Source organism: Flammeovirga sp. EKP202 (assembly GCF_014534745.1).
Classification (GTDB): Bacteria; Bacteroidota; Bacteroidia; order Cytophagales; family Flammeovirgaceae; genus Flammeovirga.
The window spans coordinates 84,006-104,233 of record NZ_JACVVP010000018.1 but is presented as its reverse complement, the minus strand read 5'-3'; the positions used below and the strand labels follow the sequence as shown (position 1 = coordinate 104,233).

The window sequence follows — 20,228 nt, the reverse complement described above, 5'->3', positions numbered from 1 at the left end:
ATGAAAATAGTAGATATTATACCTTATGTAATAGCACAGGACTTAGAGAAGCCTTTTTACTTCTCGCAGTGGGATTACAAAGCAAGAAAAATCTGTTTAGTAAAGATCATTTTAGAAGATGGTACTTACGGTTGGGGGGAAGGCTACGGACCTGCTGATATGATTGAAACAGGGATCAATTTCTTAAAGCCATTTGTGATTGGGGAAAATGTTTTGGAGAACGAGAAGATCTGGCAAAACATGTATTTGAGAACGTTGGATTTTGGTCGAAGTGGAATTTTCAATGCGGCGATCAGTGCCATTGATGTAGGAATTTGGGATTGTAAAGGAAAGGTTTTGAATCAGCCTGTCTCAGTGTTATTGGGAGGCGTAAAAAATGAAATTATCCATCCATATGCAACAGGATTCTATTTCACAAATTCACCCACTTTGGATGATGATCTGAGAGAAGAAGCTCAATTCTATAAAAGAGAAGGGTTCAAAGCAGCCAAGATGAAGGTTGGTTTAGGATTAGAAAAAGACCTGCATTATATCCATCTCTTAAAAGAAGAATTAGGAGATGATGTACGCTTAATGATCGATTCCAACCATGCTTACAATTATAGAGAAGCATTGGAATTGTGTAATAAGATAGAGCATTTAAATATTGGGTGGTTTGAAGAACCAGTTCACCCCGAAGATTATAAAGGGTACGCTAAGTTGAGGGAAAATACTTCCATTCCAATTGCAGGAGGTGAATGTGAGTACTTAAAGCACGGTTTCAAAAGATTGTTTGATGCCAATGCTGTAGACATTGCTCAGCCAGACTTGTGTGCAACTGGTGGACTGACAGAAATGAAGCGTATTGCTACACTAGCATCAAGTTATCACAAAGATATTGTACCTCACTCATGGGGCACTTGGATTGCCATCAGTGCGGCGATTCACTTTGTTTCCAACTTAGATCAAAACCCTGGGAGAATGTACAGAAACGCTCCAATGATAGAGCTGGACCGTACGGAAAATCCATTACGTGACGATGTAGTAACGCACGCCATTAAAGTGGAAAATGGGGAAATTAAAGTTCCTCAACTTCCAGGATTAGGAATAGATGTTAACCAAAATTATTTAGAAAAATATGCAATCAACAATAGAAGAGAAACAGCTACAGTTTGGTCATAAAAAACTATATATAAACGGTAGATTGGTAAACGGACATTCCAATGAAGTATCTTCATTAGTATGTCCTGCCAATAACCAACCGGTGGCTACTTTGGCACAAGCTACTTTAGAAGATACTCAATATGCATTAAAAACAGCACAAGAAGGTTTCAAGTCTTGGTCTCGTTTGTCAGTAGAGGAACGTGTGGGATGGATGATGAAATTGAGACAGCAACTGATAGATAATGCGGATTTATTGAGAGAAGCTGTTTGTCATGAGATGGGTAAAACATGGGCGGCATCAGAAGAGGATATCAATAGTATCACTGACGCGTTGGAGTTTTATGCAGAGGAGATTAAAGTAAAAGAAGGATTTGAGATCAAAGACAGACAAGGTACACACACGCATCAAATGGTCTATCAGCCATTGGGTGTAGTTACTGCATTTTTAGCATGGAACTTCCCTTTATTGAACTTAGGGTTCAAATTGGGACCAGCTTTAGCGGCAGGGTGTTCTATCATTATTAAAGCTTCTGAATCTTCGGCCATTTCAGCTTCCATTATTGCTGAATTAGCTCATGAGATTGATTTCCCAAAAGGTGTCATTACCGTATTGCATGGCAATAGAAAAAATGTAGGTATTCCATTGTGTGAAAGTACAATTCCACAATTGATTACTATGATTGGGTCAACTTTTACAGCTCAGAAATTAATCGAGCAATCTATCAAAACATCTATCAAAAGATACTCTATGGAGTGTGGTGGCAATGCACCGTTTATCCTTTTTGAAGATGGTAATATGCAAGATGCTTTAGATATTACAGCAGCGATTAAATTTGGTGGGAATGCAGGTCAAGTATGTGTGGCGCCTAACCGTTTTTACATCCAAAACAGTGTATATGATAGCTTCAAAGAGCAATTAGTACAACGTGCAATTGACACGAGAGTGGGTTATTATAAAGAAGAGGAAGTGGACATGGGACCATTAGCGAATAAAGCCCAATTAGAGTCGGTTCAGCATTTTGTGAGTGAGTGTGTAAAAGAAGGAGGAAAGATTTTAGCAGGAGGAACAACTCTTGATAAAGCAGGATGTTATTATGCGCCAACAGTGATAGAAATGACAGACAGAAATGCTTATATCTTACAACATGAAGTTTTCGGCCCAGTGTGCGTAATCATGAAGTTTGAAGGCAAAGAAGAAGTTCTGGAATACGCTAATGACTCTACTGCTGGTTTGGCTTCTTATATTTTCTCTGAAGATGAGGCTATTTTAGATGAATTTGCTCAAAAGCTTGAGTTTGGTGAAGTACAGCAAAATGGTGTGAAATACGATATCAATCTTCCTCATTTAGGTGTGAAGAATAGTGGTATAAGCATGGATTGTTCAAAGTATGCTTTGGATGATTATTTGATTTTGAAACGTATTTCTAAAAAGATATAGGCCATGAGTAGTTTACCTAAACAGTTTGTGAGTTGTGATTGGGGTACTTCTAATTTTAGATTACGTCTGATTGATACAGACTCTTTGGATGTCGTAAAAGAGCACAAAACGAATAAGGGGGTAAAAGCATTGTATCAAGAGTTTTCTGCAAATTCGACCACGAGTCAATCTCAATTTTTTTCAGAGTATTTGACGAAGCAATTAAAGGAAATTGATGAGGAAAGACAGAGTAACTACATCGTTGCTTCAGGCATGGCTTCATCATCGATTGGGTTGCAGGAATTGAGTTATGCTCAAATGCCTATTGATGCGTATGGTCAGAACCTATTCAGTAAGTCCATCACTTTAGAAAAAGACCTTTCATTAGTATTAGTTTCTGGTGTGAAAACCAAAACTGATGTGATGAGAGGGGAAGAGATACAAGCTGTAGGTCTGACGGATTACTTGCCCATCGAATCCAAAGGGGTTTTATTACTGCCGGGTACGCATAGTAAGCATATTACATATGCAAAAGGCATTTTTAATGATTTCAAAACGTTCATGACAGGAGAAATTTTCGACTTAATTTCTTCTCAAAGTATTCTGAGTGTTTCCATTCAAAGAGCTTCTTTTGATCAAAAATACAAGCCTGCATTTGTTGCAGGGGTGAAAAAAGGAATGGAGGGTAATTTGTCTTCCTCACTCTTTTCAATTCGAGCAAAAGACTTAATGCAAAACGACTACTTTGAGCGTAATGAAAGTGTAAATCCTCAGAAGGTTAAAATTGAGAATTACTACTTCTTAAGCGGATTGATGATTGGCGAGGAACTGACTTATTTGAAAGAAGTAGAGGAACACATCAGCATGGCGGCAAATGGTGTTTTAGGTAAACTATATCGCATTGCTTTAGAAGAAGTAATGCAAAAAGAGATTCAATTCATCAAGGATGAAGTACTCGAAAAAGCATTACTAATTGGTCAACGAAAAGTTTTAAATAATTATGTCTAATACTCAATTTTCTCAAGAACGATTTCAACAGGCACCTGTAGTGGGCATCTTAAGAGGTGTGGATCATGAAACCTTAGACAGAATCATTCCGATCTATATCAATGCTGGTTTTTCAACAATTGAAATCACAATGAATACGGAAGGGGCTACGGAGATGATCCAAAAGCTTTCTGCCGAATATCCTCAGCTAAATGTTGGAGCAGGTACCGTTTGTGATATGGAAGGCTTAAATAAAGCTTTAGAAAGTGGAGCTCAATTTATTGTGACTCCAGTTACGAATGAAGAAGTCATCAAAAAGTGTAAATCGCTTGATATACCTGTTTTTCCTGGGGCACTAACACCAACGGAAATTCATAAAGCATGGACAGCCGGGGCTACTGCCGTAAAAGTATTTCCAAGCTCTCAATTTGGGATAGGGTACATTAAAGATGTGATGGCACCACTGAATACAATTCCGTTGTTGCCTACAGGAGGAGTAGATTTAAATAATATTACCGATTTCTTCCAATTGGGAGTTGTGGGCGTTGGGATGGGAAGCTCTCTCTTTCCTAAGCAATTCATGGCAAAGGGGTACGAACAACAACTATACGATCATTTGAAGGCAGTGAAAAGTGCTTATGAGTCTGCTTTTCAAACTGCATGATATAAAATACTACAACAATGCATCAATTTTTATATAAAGCTTTACTCTTTCTTTTATTAGGTCTTTTAGGGGCTTGTAGCTTCAAAAAAATCGATCAAAAAACGGAAGTACAGCAACCAAATATTCTTTTTATTTCATTTGATGACCTCAGACCTGAAATGGGGACGTATGGTTCTGAAGTGGCAAAAACACCTAATATTGATCAATTGGCTAAAAGAGGACTTCAATTTAATAAGGCCTATTGCCAACAATCTATTTGTAGTCCATCAAGAGCTAGTTTGATGACAGGTGCTAGGCCAGAGACCATCAATGTGATTGAAAATTATACTTACTTCAGAGATGAAAACCCTGATATCATTACGCTTCCTCAGCACTTCAAGGAAAACGGTTATGAGACTGTCAACTGCGGAAAAGTGTATCATGGTAAGTTCTCAGATCAAGAGAAATCTTGGTCAATGAAACCCGATTACAATGCACTTGGTTACAAAGTGAATGCCTTAGTAGAGAAATTTGTGGACCCTGACAACATCAGAACTTTTAAGGAAAACAAAGCAAAAATGAAGGCGAAATACGGTGACCAACATGGTTTGGGAATGGGTCCTGCATTTGAATGTGTAGATGTTCAAGATAACGCTTATATCGATGGTGTGAATACGGATATGGCCATTCACATCATGAAAGAGCACAAAGCTTCAAAATCCAAAAAACCGTTGTTTTTAGGGGTAGGATATATTGCAGCACACCTTGATTTTCTAGCTCCAAAAAAATATTGGGATATGTATGATCAAGAAGAGATCAAACTAACAAACCAGATTAAAGGTCCAATTGATGGTGCCCCAATGGGATTGCATGCTTCTTTTGAATTAAGAGTGCGTTCCAACATTCCAAAATATGGTGAAATTCCTGATACTTTAGCTCGCGACCTTAAACATGGGTATTTGGCAACAGCTAGTTATATCGATGCTCAAGTAGGTAAGCTATTGGAGGCATTGGATGAATTGGAAATGTTAGACAATACGATTGTAATGTTATGGTCTGACCATGGTTTCCACTTAGGAGAAATGGGTGTGTGGTGTAAAGCGACCAATTATGATATAGCTACAAGAGTTCCATTGATCGTTTGGACACCTGATCAATCTGAAAAAAGTAGAGGAGTGAAGACTGATGCTTTGGTGGAGTTGGTGGATATGTACCCGACATTGTGTGATTTGGCAGGGTTGGAAAAGCCAGAACATTTAGAAGGACAATCTTTCGCTCCATTATTAGAGAATCCAAATATGGAATGGAAATCAGCAGTATTCTCTGCTTTCCCTAATCCAGCGTTAAGAGAATGGGCCGCTAATCCACTTTCAAAAGGAATGAGAGAAACTTACTTTGGACCATTGATTGAAGACGTGGAAGCCAACATCAAGGCGGTGATGAAAGACAAATGGAATAGAAAGTTTTTTGAAAATGACTTGATGGGGTATGCGATGAAAACGCAACGCTACAAGTTGGTATTATGGAAAGATCGAAAAAATAAAGACAAGGAACCTTTGTTTATCGAGTTATTCGATCATGAAAAGGACCCTAAAGAAACTGTGAATATTGCCAAGCAGCAGCCTGAATTGGTAGAAGAGTTAGTCGCTCAATTCAACAAAGGTTGGGAAGGTAATAAAGCCCAAAATAAAGAAATATAAGACTTTGTAAGTATCGTACTTACCTACTCTGTACTTGAACGTGTGTGTGACTTAATTATAGCTTAGAAGGGCCTCTTTTCTTTTAAAATGGGCCCTTTTTAATCATTTTAAATCAATCGTAGAAATGTGCTTTTTATCGGCTTATTGGATAAACTTTACAGGACTGCATAAACCTCAATTGCTCAATGAAGACAGTTTTAAATGTTTTATTACTATTATTTTTTTGCCACTTTAGTCACGCACAAGCTATTAAGAAAGTGGACAATTACAAAGGTTGGAAGTGGGAAGAGACCTACGTTTTGACCAACGAGTTTATTAGTCTTGCGGTCGTTCCAGACGCGGCAGGTAGAGTCTTGGAGTACAATCTAGGAGACATTCAATCTTTATGGATCAACCCAAAGGAGTTTGGCCAAAAATACTCCAACTCTGAAAAGGTGAAAATGAATGAATGGAGAAATTTTGGTGGTTATCGCTTGGTACCAACACCCGTAGAAAATTGTGCTTTAGGTAAAAATGGGGATCGCTCAAAAAGGTGGCCACCTCCTGTAACTATTGGCGATGCTCCTTACTCAATTACTGACATAAAGGAATTGGAAGACAAAGTAGGGATTACGGTGAAATCAGGTGAACAACATTTACCAGTTCCTAAATGGATTCCTAAAGACAAAACATTTACAAAGCCTTCAAAAGTGGAAGAAGCTTTCACCTACGAACGCTCATTAATGATTGAGAAAAACTCAAGTAAAGTGTATTACATTCATACATTAACAAATGTAGGAGAGGAGACCATCAACAGAGGGATTATGACCACAAGTCAGCATCAATCATGGTCGGATGTAAAACTACAAGACGGCGAAAATTTTGTGGCCTATATTCCTTTCAGTCCAAAATATAAAATGAAAGATGGAGAGCAATACCATATCGGAGTGACTCCAGAATCTCATTGGAGATATGTCAATAGAAACCGTTTCCCTTTAGATAAAAACAACCCTGAACATGTGGAGAAGTACTATAATATCGGTACAAATTGGACAGGTGAAGTAGCTCCGGGTATTTTTGAAATTCATTTTGATTATAACCTGATGGGTGGTTTCCATATGATCTCATCTGAATCATGGATTGCTTATGCTAATAAATTAGAAAACACTGTTTTTGTCAAAACGTTTGAGAAATACAATCCTCAATTAGAGTATGATCATGGAGTCAACATTGCAGTATTCAACAGTGGTATGGCTACTGGATATTTAGAAACTGAAGTGAAAACACCGATTTATACTTTAAAAGGAAAAGAAACTGTTACATTTAAAGAAACGCATGCAGCCGCAAAAGTTTTAAGCCTTCCTTTACTTTCAGTCAATGAAACTGGAGTAATCACAAAGCGACTTCACTTTGATAAACAGACAAATCACATTACAGCCCAATATGGCACTTTTATAAAAGGTGAGTTGTATTTGATCGCTTTGAATGATCAAGAAAAAATCATAGAGGAAATGAAGGTGAAAACTGTATCTCCCTTAAAAGGTATTGATGTTGATATAGCTTTAGAGAAATCTTTTTCTCAATTGAAAGTTGTGGTCAGGGATGAAGAAGGAAAAGAGTATATTTTGGATTCTTTTGTTGTAGGCGATTTGTAGAATATTCCTTGATGATTATATGGTGGTTTGTGAGACGAAATGCATTGCGTCTCACGAACCATCTATCTTATTGTTATTAAGAAATCCACTCTTTAAAATCCTTCACTTTATCTCTACCCACAATGATTTCTTTGTGAGTTTCAATAGCTAGGTCCACCAAAAGACGGCTATTGGAGTGCTTTTGAATATTGGTAATCGAATTTCTATGGATAATGAAACTTCTGCCCGTTCTATAGAATTCATTTTGATCTAACATTTCCTCCAACTGTTCCATTTTGAAGTCGACAATATAGCGTCGGCCTTCAGTGGTATATAAAAATGTATCCCTACTTTCTGCCCCAAAAGCTGCAATTTCTTCGGTTTGAATACTTTTAATATTATCACCTACTCTTACCATAAATCTTTTCTTGAACTTCTGATTGTAAGTATCTAAAAGAGCATCAATTTGTCCTGTAGCGGTATGGTCTTGGTTGTTTTGGAGTACCTGAAGTTTTTGAAGTGCTTTCGTTAAAGCTTCGTAGTCTACAGGCTTTAAAAGGTAGTCAATGCTATTTACTTTAAAAGCATCTAGAGCATACTCATCATATGCTGTAGTGAAAATAATAGGCGTTGTAACGGTGACGTTTGAAAGAATATCAAAAGCAATTCCATCAGTAAGGTGGATATCCATAAACACCAAATCAATGCTCTCTTGCTGTTCTTCTAGCCATGAGCAAGCCTCTTCTACATTATCAATAGTATCTACAACTTCAATATCAAAAGGAGTTTTAGAGAGTTGTCTTTTAAGTTTAGCTTGAGCGGGCTTTTCGTCTTCAATTATTAAGGCTTTCATATTTCGATGTTATTTAATTTAGTTATTGAAAGAGAGATTGGTCACCGGTAGATACTTGTGCATCACGATCTTTTTTCCAATTTTTATTTTCAACTTGAAATGCAGGAAGTTTAATTAGGCATTCTTTTCCTTTTTTGATTCTCAATATAGGTGTTTTGGTATAAATTCGGAATGTTTCTTCCAAAGATTGCATTACCTCTTTTAAAGCATCGGGTTTGTCAATTTTTTCATTGCAACTGTGAGCAACGACAAGCAGAGACTCTTCTTCAATGTAAAATTTTAGATGTAATGGTTGGATTGGAGTGGCAATATGATCACTTGCAATGGCAACTACTAAACGAGATAAAATAACGGGAGGAATAACCAATTCTTCCGACAATTTTTCATCTACATTAAATTCTGCTGTTATTCCCCCCGAACGTGCATCTGTCAGAAGCTGCAATACGTCTTTTGTGGTTTTTACTGCTTCTTTGATGGATACAAATTCTTCTTTCCTATTATTGATTGTATTCCTGTACACTTTGGCGAGTTTTTCAGCATAATCCTCCGCATGATCTGGATCTTTATAAGCCAGTCCAATTAAGGTTTCTAATGTTTCATAGAGCAAAGGAAGGTTGGCATCTTCTGCAAATAATCGCATTTCTTTTGAGATATACGCAGCTCTACGATCCTCTTCCTTATTAATCGTTTCATTTTTCAATTCAATTAATGTTGCTCCCCACCAAGCACATTCATAAATAAATGTCTGAAATAAAAACAACCCCTGAAGCACGTACATCTCAGAGAGGAAATTGTCAATACTAGTATATCCAATGAGATAATAGAAATAGGAATAAATTACAATGCCTATAATAATGCTACTAAAAATAGAAACACCAATGACATGATATGTAACCTGTTCTGTAATGGAGGAGATAAACTTGATTTTCTGCCCAATAAACCGAGAAGAGATAAGTACAGAGGTATTCCAAAAGTATGCAAAAACAATACAGACTAGCCATTCCGCTCTAAAGTAAGATTCAGAAAGCTCTCCAATTCTATTGAAGGTCAGTAATAACAAAAAATACGTAACACTACCCGAAAAAAAAGGATAGAATATTCTGTAATAGATAGCTGATTTATTCCAAATATGGTGTAACATAATCTAAGAACTTAAAAGAGGAAGTTGCACAGTATATTTTTCAGGTAATTTATGGATAGTGATTTGATTTTGATTCATCAAAGCATATCTCTCTTTAATATTTTCAAGACCTACTTTTGTAGAACTCCGTTTTCGAGGTGTCTTTGTGATGTTATTCGAAACGATAATTGATTTTTCTTTCTCATCGTATTTTATGCTGATGTAAACAGGAGCTTTATCGGAGAGTACATTGTGTTTTACCGCATTCTCTACCAACATTTGAATAGAAAGAGGAGGTATATTTCCACTGATAAGGCTTACATTGTTATCAATATCAATAGAAACACTTTCACCATGACGGGTTTTTAATTGAAATGCAAAAGCTTTGACTAGTTGTATTTCCTCTTGAACAGAAATCAAAGGCTGATTGGCATATCGCATCACATATTGATAGGTTTTTGCAATGCTTCTAATATATTTCTCAGCTTGGTTTGCATTACTTGTGACAAGATACGCTACAGTATTGAGACTATTGAATAAATAGTGTGGACTTAACTGATCTTTCAAAGCTTCTAATCTAAGTTCGGAGGCCTTTCTTTTGTTTTGTATCACATAAATATGTTGTGATGAATATTCTTGATAAGCAATCACCAAAAACTCTATGACCAGTATAGCGATTAAAAGTACTGTGAATAGGATGATGATTTTGGTGGAAATATCAAAAATAAAAATTGGCTCAAAATATTGCTTCATAAAATAACGAAGACTGTAATAAAGCGGTATAAAAACGATAATAGAACCAATTCCTCTAGAGATCACTTGATATAAAATACTTTTCTTTCTGTAGAGATAATTAGGAATAGCACCACCAATCACAAAGAGTGTCGCCCCAAAAGCAAACCACAAAAATGTTTCAATATCATTGACAAAAGGAGCGACTTGTGGTTCTGGGTCATATAGAAAATAAGTGTATAAGCTTATACCTAACAGAACAAAGACGATATTGGGAGTTATATTTTTCATCTTTCAAGCGCCTCCATCGCTTTTTCTCTGTCGTATGAAGAAGAGATTAATTTTGCTTTTTCTTTATAAAGTTGAATCAAGCCATCATCTTTTGACTTCATAATGAAAGGAGCGATTTCTTCTAAAGCATCTCTCATATCATAACTTGATGAGATAGAGGTCGTCGCATTCAAGTATTCTTCATAGTGACCTACATGGAAGTAATCTGAAGAAGCAATGTCTTCCAAAACACTAGATAAGTCATAACTACTAGTAATACTTCTTACAGACATATAAAAATTATGGATATTACTCTTATGCTCAATTTTATAATCTTCTAATTCGCTTAATAACGATGACTTATCAGAGGAAGAGGAAATAGTAGAAGCAACATGGAAAAATATATTTTTTGTTTCTTCCGACCAGTATTTCCAGCTTTCTAACGCTTCTTCTAAAGTGTTTTTTAATTCATATGATGAGCTAATACTCTTTGCCGCTAATAATAAGGCATTGTTTTGGTCTTCGCTCCATTTTTTACGGTTAGCTTCTGAAAAAGCAGCTTCAATGGTATTCGCTTTCTCATAAGAAGAACTGATATATTTAATACTCTGTTCTAATGTGCGAGCAGGCATTCCAGTTGCATCATGGTTGAATGCTTCTTGTAATGTTTTTGCCATTTCATAAGAACTTGTGATACTCTGAGTTGTTTTTAACCAAAGTTCCCAATGTTTCTCATCAAAATTTTCTCTGATGTCTTTTGTTTCAATAATCTCTGTTAAACAATCCGCTTTTTCATAAGAAGAAGAAATTTGTCGAATACCATTAAAATAGGCATCTATTCCTTTTTTATTGTTGTAAATGGCAAAGCTTTCCTTAAAGTAATCAGATAATTCACTTGAAGAAGAAACATTTCTTGTGACGTCCTTTGTAATTTTGATCAACTCATCAGCACTGATGTCTTTTCTACTGATCAATAAACGGTAGAACGTGATTTTGTTGTTTTGACCTGAAATCTCACTGATGTATCTCAATGCTTTGTCTACACCACCTTCTCTCATTTTATTGTTCAGTCGACTTTCGGCAGCTATTGTCGAACTTTTAATTACTTCAGGAAGAATATCCGTTAACCATTTTTTTCCATCGGGATCAAAAGGTACTTCGCTATTGCCAACGTAGAATTTATAAGTGAGCTTTCCATTTTCATCTGGTTTTATGCTTACCTTCCTTTTATTACCAAATGTACTTTTTGAGATGACAAACTTTCCGTCTTTAGAGATGCTTTTGATTTCATCTTCATCCTCAGAGAGGGCTATTTTACCATTGTAATCCAACTTAAAGGATGAAACAAAGTTAGTATACTCCATTCGATGGTAAGGACGTTGAGCCTCTCTAGCAGCACGTTCTATTTCTGCTTGATGCATTTTAACTTGAGCTTCAGCCTTTCGGATTTGAGCTTCAATAGCTTCCTGATCAATATGAATCTCTATTTCCTCTAATTCTGGAGCTTCTACCATGATTTTGATAAACTCCTCCATCTCTTCCATTTGCACCTCTGCTGCAATTTTTTGAGCTTCCTTGGCAATTCTTTTCGCTTCTTCTTTGATCTCCTCTATATTAATGACAATCGTACTGTCTGATCCGGGGATCTCTATTACCTTAATTTGTGCATTAATAGATGAAGTAAATGAAGTAAGTAAGTAGATGAATACTGAAAATAATATGTTGCTAAAAAGTTTTTTCATGTTTACTATATTAATTTGACACTAGTAGAATGTTGATGATACAATAGTAATGGATGGTATAAGACGAAAAAAATAAGATGTAGTGAAATGTAGTTTTTGTGTAGTGAAATGTAATTTGCCTTTTATGTATATTCTTTTTACACAAAAAAAGCCACCTTCATTATAATAGGTAGCTTTCATTGATTGGAATTAATAGTATTCCTTATTTTTGATCTGATGGAGTGTTTTTAAAATCATTTTCAACACTTGCAATCCAATTAGCAGGTCCTCCTTTCACATACCCAGTTTGAATCATTTTTTGACCCTTAATCATAAAAATAGTAGGGTATCCTCTCACTTGAAACTCTTGTGCTAAATATTGGTTTTGAGATCTTAATAAATCACTTTGTTTGATTCCTTTAGGAAAGTCAAGTTCCAGTAAGATGACATTATTCTCTTTTACCCAAGCTTTAAATTCTTTAGTATCGAAAATTTCTGATTTGATTTTTTTACACCAGCCACACCAATCGCTTCCAGTAAAGTTTAATAGAATAGGATAATTTTCTTTCTCCACTAATTGAAAAGCCTCATTCGCATCATTGGTCCAACCCTCATTACTTACCTTATCCGTTATTTTTGGAATCTCTTTTTCTTCTTGTGCTGAAACGTAGCCCGCTAGTGAAAAAGTAAATAGTAATATTAATAATAATTTCTTCATCATCTGTTCAATTTAAATGTATGTGCTAATCAAAAATGATTGATAAATTTAAAGATATAGTCACATCTGTTGAAACAAATATAAGAGATAAATATGAGTTTTTATATCACTCTTAAAACTCATTTTTAAAATTGTATTTTTTAGTGAACAAGTGTAAATATATCTCTATTATAATAGGTGTTAAATAACACCATTTACTAACACTGGAAAAGATGATGCAGGTCATCTAAAAAAGAAGGTCTAAGTCATGTAAAATCAAGACTTTAGATATCTTTTGTAGTATGTTATTTTAGAATCATTCTATATTAGGGAAAGATGATTTTAAATCTACCAATAATGAAAAGGATTATTCATATTTGTTCTGTAGATAAGATAAAATGCTACTGTTAAGTATTCAATACAAATAATGAAGAGAATTATCTTTTATGTTTAACAAGTTAATACCTCCTAAGCAATGGCAACCTGTCGTCTTTGTTTTAGTAGGGGCAATTGTAGGTTTAGCACTTTACACGGCACACATAGCACGTGTAGATTCTTACCTCTCAGATGACCCTACAACATGCGTCAATTGCCATGTGATGACTCCTCAATTTGAGAGTTGGAAGCATAGCTCACACCGTGAAAGAGCTACGTGCAACGACTGTCATGTTCCACAAGATAGTTTTGCTTCCAAATATTACTTCAAAGCAAAGGATGGCATGTATCACTCTTATGTTTACACAACTCGTGGCGAACCTCAAGCAATTATTATGCATGAGGCTGGCAGAGAAGTAGTACAACAAAATTGTATTCGATGCCATGGTGATCAAGTGACCGATGCAAAGACTGTCGCTTGGGTGCCTTCCAATTTTCATGATAGAACGGATAGGGCATGTTGGGAATGCCACCGTGAAGTTCCTCATGGACGCGTAAGAAGTTTATCTTCTGTTGGACTGGGAATTGAGCAACTACCAGTTCAAAATGTTAAGAAAAATGTTGTACCAAACTGGCTGAAAGACGCCTTAAATAATAAAAAATAAATTCTATGAGTTCTAAAGTGAAGAATTGGCTATTATTTTTTGCCACTCTTTTAGTCGTGGTCCTTTTAGCAATGTTAGGGAGTAACATCGCTGACCGTAAAAGCGAGTCACAATTCGCTTACCAACCTAAAGTAAAAGTTACAAAGTTTGAACCTCGTAACGAGCTTTGGGGAGAAAATTATCCTCGTCAATACCAGTCATTTACTAAAACAGAAGAGGAAACTTTCAAAACAATGAGCAACGGTAATATCCTTACTGATGCGTTAGAAGATACTCCAGAGTTAGTTGTGCTTTGGGCCGGTTACGGTTTCTCTAAAGATTACAACCAACCAAGAGGTCACCAACATGCAGTTGAGGATATCAGAAATACATTAAGAACAGGTGGTCCTACTGGTCCTGGTACAGGTCCAATGCCATCTACTTGCTGGACTTGTAAATCTCCGGACGTTCCAAGATTAATGAACGAGATCGGTATTGCAGAGTTCTACGCTGGTAAATGGGCAGATAAAGGTGCTGAAATCAACAACGCTATTGGTTGTGCGGATTGTCACAACAATGAAACAATGGCTTTACAAATCTCAAGACCTGCTTTGATCGAAGCATTTGAGTCTATGGGTAAAGATATTTCTAAAGCTTCTCACCAAGAAATGAGATCTTTAGTTTGTGCACAGTGTCACGTTGAATACTACTTCAACAAAGACGTTCCTCAAAAAGGAGTTCCTTACTTAACTTTCCCTTGGAAAAACGGTTTAACTGTAGACGATGCTGAGAAATACTACGATGATATCGAATTCTCAGATTGGACGCACAGTATGTCAAAAACTCCAATGTTGAAAGCGCAACACCCTGGTTATGAAATCCATGAGCAAGGTATTCATGCGAAGAGAGGTGTTTCTTGTGCTGACTGTCACATGCCTTACAAAACTGAAGGTGGACAGAAGTTCACTGATCACCATATCCAATCTCCTTTAGCCAACCCTGCTAACTCTTGTCAGGTTTGTCACCGTGAGGAAGAGAAAGAATTGGTGGAGAACGTTTATTCTAACCAAAGAAAAATCAAAGAAGGTGCTAAGCGTTTAGAGAAATTATTAGTTAGAGCTCACGTTGAAGCGAAAAAAGCGTTAGACTTAGGAGCAACTCCAGAGCAAATGAAGCCTATCCAAATGGATATCCGTCACGCACAATGGAGATGGGATTATGCAGTAGCGTCACACGGTGGTTCATTCCACGCACCAGTTGAGGTGGGTAGAATTGTAAACACTGGTACTGACAAAGCGCAAGAAGCTCGTATCAAATTAGCTCGTTTATTAAGCGATCTTGGTTTCAAAGGTGAAGTACCTTACCCAGATATCGATACAAAAGCGAAAGCTCAAAAATATATCGGTTTAGATATGGAGAAATTAGAGGCTGAGAAAGAAACATTCAAGAAGAACGTTCTTCCTAAATGGTTAAAAGAAGCTCAAGCTCGTGAAGATGCATACGGTGTAGAAACTGTATCTAGCAAGTAATATAAAAATATTACAATCTTACTTAAAGTGCTGTTGTAGGGGAATATAACATTCCTCAACAACAGCATTTTTTTATCCAATATATTAGACTTAAAATAGTCTATGTGTTAATTTTAAGCATGCGAAAAATATTTACATTCTTATTCTCCAATAAGTTGACATTAGTTTGCTTATTGATCTACGGGTTTGCCATGGCTTACGCCACATTTGTAGAAAATGATTTTGGTACTCCCGCAGCTAGAGAGATGGTCTACAATGCTACTTGGTTCGAAATTGTACAAGCTTTATTAGGATTAAATTTCATTGGGAACATCTTCAAATACAAATTGCTACGTGTTGAAAAATTAGGTGTTCTTACTTTCCATGTCGCTTTTATCATTATCCTTTTAGGTGCTTTCGTAACAAGATATTTCGGATATGAAGGAAATATCAGAATCCGTGAAGGTGCCAGCAGTAATCAAATTATCTCTCTTGAAAGATACTTCCAAGCTCACATTCATGGAAATGGAATGAATGAAGAGTTGAAAAGAAAAAGTATTTTCACTCAAATCCACCAACCAAATTTTGAATGGGAACAAACAAACAATCAAGACGAAATTGTAATTAAACCCACTTCCTTTGTACCCGATGCGGTGCAATCAATTGTAGAAGGTGAGGTAAGTGATGCAGTGATAGAGATTGTAACAAGTTCAGGTGATGGAAGAAACTCTGTTTTCCTTGAAAAAGGAAAGAGTATGTTCCTCCAAGGACAAGAAGTTACCTTTGATAATTATAAAGAAGGAGCAATTAATATTAAGGAGACTGCGAATGACTACGCAGTTCATGCCCCTGAGAGAATGTCATACTTCATTATGGCAAGTCAACAAAGTGGTGCAACTCCTGCTCAGACAGAAGAAAAATTACAACAACAAGCCTTGTACACAATGGGGACGTTGAAGTTTGTAATTAAAGATATATATGATGGAATGAAGTTGGGTTATTCATCGGCGACTACAAAGAAGATGAAAGCTCAAGCAGCCGATTTACTTTTTGTGGATGTAACAGTCAATAATGAAACAGAAGAAGTGATTCTTGCCAGCTTAGAAGGTGTAGTTACACCGTTTAAAGATGTGCATATTGGTGGGTATGATGTGGAACTGTCTTATGGTGCTGTAGTTACAGAACTTCCTTTCTCATTATTCTTAAATAATTTTGAGATGGAAAAATATCCAGGTTCGGATAACCCATCAGCTTATTCAAGTGAAGTGATTGTACAGGATGGAGATTTAACTTTCCCTTATACAATCTTCATGAACAATGTATTGGATTATAAAGGATATCGTTTCTTCCAGTCTTCATTTGACCAAGACGAAATGGGTACTATCCTTTCAGTAAATCAAGATAGACCAGGTACATTTATAACTTACATTGGTTACACACTTATGACGTTAGGTATGTTATTCTCATTCTTTGAAAAGAAATCTCGTTTCAGACTTGTCAGTGGTAAACTATCTAAGCTAAAAGCACAACAAAAGAATTTTGTCATTTTGCTGGCAATGCTTTTAGGATTTGGAGCCAATAAATCTTTTGCTCAAACTGCCGAAGAATTAGAGCAGCACCGAATAGAAGTGAAGTCAAGATCTCAATATATTGACAAAGAACATGCAGAGAGTTTTGGTAGATTATTAGTTCAAGATATGGATGGTCGTTTAAAGCCCATCAATACTTTGAGTTCAGAATTCCTGAGAAAACTGTCACGTAAATCGAAATATACTTTAGTAAAGCCAGATGGTTCTAAAGAAAAGATGAACAGTGATCAAGTTTTCTTGTCAATACATATTGATCCAGCTTACTGGCAGACTGCACCAATCATTAAAATTGATAAAGACGCAGGCGGAGCGATTTTTACTCGTATTCAGAAGAAGTCAACAGATCTAGTTTCTTTTGATGATTTGATCAATAATGAAGGAGATTATCTTCTAAGAGGTATGGTGGACGAAGCTCAGAAGAAAAAACCATCGGAAAGAGGAGAATTAGATAAAGAAGTTATTAAAGTTGATGAACGTTTTAATATTCTATTTCAAGGTTTATCAGGAAATTATTTAAAAGTATTCCCAGCACCAAAAGATCCCAACAATAATTGGTACAACGCTAATTTCGTAGGGTCTCCATTTGTTGCCGAAGATTCTGCTTTTGTGAGAAATATAATGAAGGTTTATTATATGGAAATCATCAAAGCAAGAGAATCTGGTGATTGGTCTGAAGCGGGTACAAACCTTGAATATGTAAGAACTTTCCAAAAGGTGATGGGTGAGAAGATTTACCTTTCAGATGATGCCATCAAATGGGAGTTGTCATACAATAAGATGAATATCTTTAATAACCTTTTCCCTATTTACTGGTTATTGGGTGTTTACCTTTTAGTTTTCGCATTGTTAAAAGTATTCTATAATAATAAAGGAGTACGATTGGCTTATACTGCCGGTATTGGTATTGGGTTCTCCGCTTTTATAGCCTTTACATTTAACTTAGCTTTGAGATGGTATATTGCACAATACCCACCTTGGACTAACGGCTATGAAATGTTGATTCTAGTAGCTTGGTCATTGTTCTTGTTTGGATTTATCTTCTACAGAAAGAGTGATTTTATTATGCCATTGGTCTCTTTATTTGGAGGAACACTATTATTTGTGAGTTTCTTAGATTGGTTAAATCCTGAAATCACTAACCTAGTTCCAGTATTGAAATCGTATTGGTTAAAAATCCACGTGGCAATTATTGTAAGTAGTTATGCACCATTAGCACTTTCTGCTTTGCTAGGGTTTATCAATTTGATTTTTATGGTAATCCAGAATAAGAAATTTAAGAACCCTATTTTAGAGTTAACTTACATTAGTGAGTTGTCTATGACAATAGGTTTATATATGCTGGCAATTGGTACCTTCTTAGGAGGTGTTTGGGCCAATGAGTCATGGGGTCGTTATTGGGGTTGGGATCCAAAAGAAACTTGGGCCTTGATTTCAGTGATTGTTTACTCTGTAGTATTGCACTTAAGGCTCGTTCCAGCTTTAAAAGGAGCTTATATTTTTAACTTAAGTAGTTTGGTTGCTTTCTCGTCAATTGTAATGACATCATTTGGCGTGAACTATTATTTAACAGGTTTGCACAGTTATGCAACAGGTGACCCAGTGCCAATCCCAACATTTGTGTATTATGTTGTGGCCATGGTCATCATTTTAGGTGTGACAGCTTATTTTAGAGAAAGTAATACAAAAATTAAGTCAAAATAATAATATTGATTCTCAGTTAAATAGAAGTTGTAGACAACGTGGATTGTAATTTTTTTTTTATTATTCATATAATTTTTATAACTTCAAATTGGGTAAAGAATCATAGATATTGAAAAATATCTAAAAAAAGTAATACTCCCCTGCAGTAAATTTTATTGTAGGGGTTTTATTTTGCCCAAAATTTGATGAACTCTTTTACTTAACGATTAAATCATCCTCTCAATTGTAAATACGAAATAACTTCTTATTCTGATCTGAACTCATATCTTTCATCTAACAAAGTGCAATCCAACACCACTCCTTTTTTTAAGGAGTTGATATATAGTTGTTTAGTGATTTAGGAATAGGAATTGCAATTGCAAATTATCAAATTGAATAATGCTAATAAATTATTGTACTTTTTTTGATTCAGATTAACTTCTTTCGCTCCTTAAATTGAATAAGCTTTACTTACAATATTGTCTAACCTGTTTAGTCGTGTTTTTTTGTTTGGTTACCAATACTGTATCCGGGCAAGATGCTCAACTATCTCAATACTATGCAGCTCCATTGTATTTAAACCCTGCATTGGTGGGTACCCCTGGAGACGGTCGGGCAAATATTAATTACAGAAACCAATGGGTTGGTGTCCCCTCCAACTATATGACCTTTATTGGAGGTTTTGATACTCCTTTAGCAAACCGACATTTATCCGTAGGTGGACAAATTCAACAGGATATAATGGCACAGAAAAGTGGTGCTGTTGTAGATCGGTTGGTGTTTAATGCCACTGGAGGTTACAAAGTAAAAGTGTCTAAAGACTACACACTCAGCTTTGGGTTGCAAATAGGATTTGAACAGTCTTCTTTAGGTTTTTATAAACTACTCTTTGGAGATCAAATTGATGATGATGGTCAGACAGGTAACCCTACTCAAGATAGGGTTGACCGAGAATCCAATATCTATCCAGATTTTTCTGCTGGTACTCTTTTTTATGGAAAAGACATGTGGTTTGGGTTATCCGTTTATCATATCAATCAACCTTCTATTACCAAATTCAATCAAGGAACGGACTATTTACCATTACGTTTTTCATTACAAGCAGGCTACAGAATTCCCCTTACCTACCGTTGGCATGGCAGTGTGGCTAACTTCGATGATAAGTTTGTCAGTTTTATGATGCATTATCAGTCTCAAGGGAAACAAGATCAATTAAGTACAGGAGTAAATTTAGATTATCACCCCATCGTATTTGGGGTGTGGTATAGGGGTTTGATTTTAAAAGATAATGAAGACCCTAGTACATTTAATCATGATGCCATCGTAATTATGAGCGGAGTGAAATTAAAGAAACTACTACTAGGTTACAGTTTTGATATGCCCATTGGAGGGTTAAGAATGTCAGAAGGCAACTCACATGAAATATCCCTTCGTTACCAATTCAATTTTTATCCTAATTATAGAAAAAAGAAAAAGAAATCAAACAACAGTAACGGGCCAACCGACAAATGTCCTACACCAAGTTTATAGCACATT

General features: G+C 36.0%; 15 protein-coding genes. 10 read left to right on the top strand and 5 right to left on the bottom strand.

Going from position 1 to position 20,228, the window contains the following annotated elements:
• The 6 genes from IC221_RS12975 to IC221_RS12950 all read left to right on the top strand — a co-directional run bounded on the left by IC221_RS12975 (position 1) and on the right by IC221_RS12950 (position 7,524).
• A complete protein-coding gene (locus IC221_RS12975) occupies positions 1–1,161 on the top strand; it encodes a mandelate racemase/muconate lactonizing enzyme family protein (RefSeq protein ID WP_044205907.1) in 1,161 nt (386 codons plus the stop codon).
• The gene (locus IC221_RS12970; RefSeq protein WP_188169373.1) at positions 1,118–2,581 is read left to right on the top strand and encodes an aldehyde dehydrogenase family protein; all 1,464 of its coding nucleotides are present in this window, start codon (positions 1,118–1,120) and stop codon (positions 2,579–2,581) included. Before IC221_RS12975 ends, IC221_RS12970 begins: the two co-directional genes overlap by 44 nt.
• 3 nt (positions 2,582–2,584) lie before the next feature.
• Entirely contained in the window at positions 2,585–3,568 is a 984-nt protein-coding gene (locus IC221_RS12965) for a 2-dehydro-3-deoxygalactonokinase (RefSeq protein ID WP_188169372.1), read from the top strand.
• Complete coding sequence (locus tag IC221_RS12960) at positions 3,561–4,211, top strand: bifunctional 4-hydroxy-2-oxoglutarate aldolase/2-dehydro-3-deoxy-phosphogluconate aldolase (RefSeq protein ID WP_188169371.1); 651 nt, start codon at positions 3,561–3,563, stop codon at positions 4,209–4,211. Before IC221_RS12965 ends, IC221_RS12960 begins: the two co-directional genes overlap by 8 nt.
• A gap of 17 nt (positions 4,212–4,228) precedes the next feature.
• Positions 4,229–5,890, top strand: a complete 1,662-nt coding sequence (locus tag IC221_RS12955; RefSeq protein WP_188169370.1) for a sulfatase — start codon at positions 4,229–4,231, stop codon at positions 5,888–5,890.
• 185 nt (positions 5,891–6,075) lie between these two features.
• On the top strand, positions 6,076–7,524 hold the full coding sequence (locus IC221_RS12950) for a hypothetical protein (protein WP_188169369.1): 1,449 nt from the start codon (positions 6,076–6,078) through the stop codon (positions 7,522–7,524).
• 76 nt (positions 7,525–7,600) lie between these two features.
• On the opposite strand, the gene IC221_RS12945 is transcribed toward IC221_RS12950, so the two are convergent.
• The 5 genes from IC221_RS12945 to IC221_RS12925 all read right to left on the bottom strand — a co-directional run bounded on the left by IC221_RS12945 (position 7,601) and on the right by IC221_RS12925 (position 12,920).
• Positions 7,601–8,356, bottom strand: a complete 756-nt coding sequence (locus IC221_RS12945) for a LytTR family DNA-binding domain-containing protein (RefSeq protein WP_188169368.1) — start codon at positions 8,354–8,356, stop codon at positions 7,601–7,603.
• A 22-nt stretch (positions 8,357–8,378) separates the two neighbouring features.
• Positions 8,379–9,497, bottom strand: coding sequence for a histidine kinase (locus IC221_RS12940; protein ID WP_188169367.1), 1,119 nt, complete (start codon positions 9,495–9,497; stop codon positions 8,379–8,381).
• Positions 9,498–9,500: 3 nt separating this feature from the next.
• Positions 9,501–10,499: a sensor histidine kinase gene (locus IC221_RS12935; protein WP_188169366.1), complete on the bottom strand. Its 999-nt coding sequence runs from the start codon at positions 10,497–10,499 to the stop codon at positions 9,501–9,503.
• Positions 10,496–12,220 carry a hypothetical protein gene (locus IC221_RS12930; RefSeq protein WP_188169365.1) on the bottom strand — a complete coding sequence of 575 codons (1,725 nt, stop codon included), beginning with the start codon at positions 12,218–12,220 and terminating at the stop codon, positions 10,496–10,498. The genes IC221_RS12935 and IC221_RS12930 overlap by 4 nt, the downstream gene beginning before the upstream one ends.
• Positions 12,221–12,422: 202 nt before the next feature.
• A complete protein-coding gene (locus IC221_RS12925; RefSeq protein WP_223241371.1) occupies positions 12,423–12,920 on the bottom strand; it encodes a thioredoxin family protein in 498 nt (165 codons plus the stop codon).
• A 422-nt stretch (positions 12,921–13,342) separates the two neighbouring features.
• Between IC221_RS12925 and nrfH the strand changes: the two genes are divergently transcribed.
• The 4 genes from nrfH (at position 13,343) to IC221_RS12905 (ending at position 20,222) form a co-directional block, all read left to right on the top strand.
• Positions 13,343–13,936, top strand: a complete 594-nt coding sequence (gene nrfH, locus IC221_RS12920; protein WP_044205878.1) for a cytochrome c nitrite reductase small subunit — start codon at positions 13,343–13,345, stop codon at positions 13,934–13,936.
• Positions 13,937–13,941: 5 nt separating this feature from the next.
• On the top strand, positions 13,942–15,444 hold the full coding sequence (gene nrfA / locus IC221_RS12915) for an ammonia-forming cytochrome c nitrite reductase (RefSeq protein ID WP_223241370.1): 1,503 nt from the start codon (positions 13,942–13,944) through the stop codon (positions 15,442–15,444).
• Between the two features lie 119 nt (positions 15,445–15,563).
• Positions 15,564–18,713 (top strand): cytochrome c biogenesis protein, encoded by a 3,150-nt coding sequence (gene ccsA, locus IC221_RS12910; RefSeq protein WP_188169364.1) that lies wholly within the window; start codon positions 15,564–15,566, stop codon positions 18,711–18,713.
• A gap of 435 nt (positions 18,714–19,148) precedes the next feature.
• Complete coding sequence (locus tag IC221_RS12905) at positions 19,149–20,222, top strand: type IX secretion system membrane protein PorP/SprF (RefSeq protein ID WP_223241369.1); 1,074 nt, start codon at positions 19,149–19,151, stop codon at positions 20,220–20,222.
• Positions 20,223–20,228: the final 6 nt, after the last annotated feature.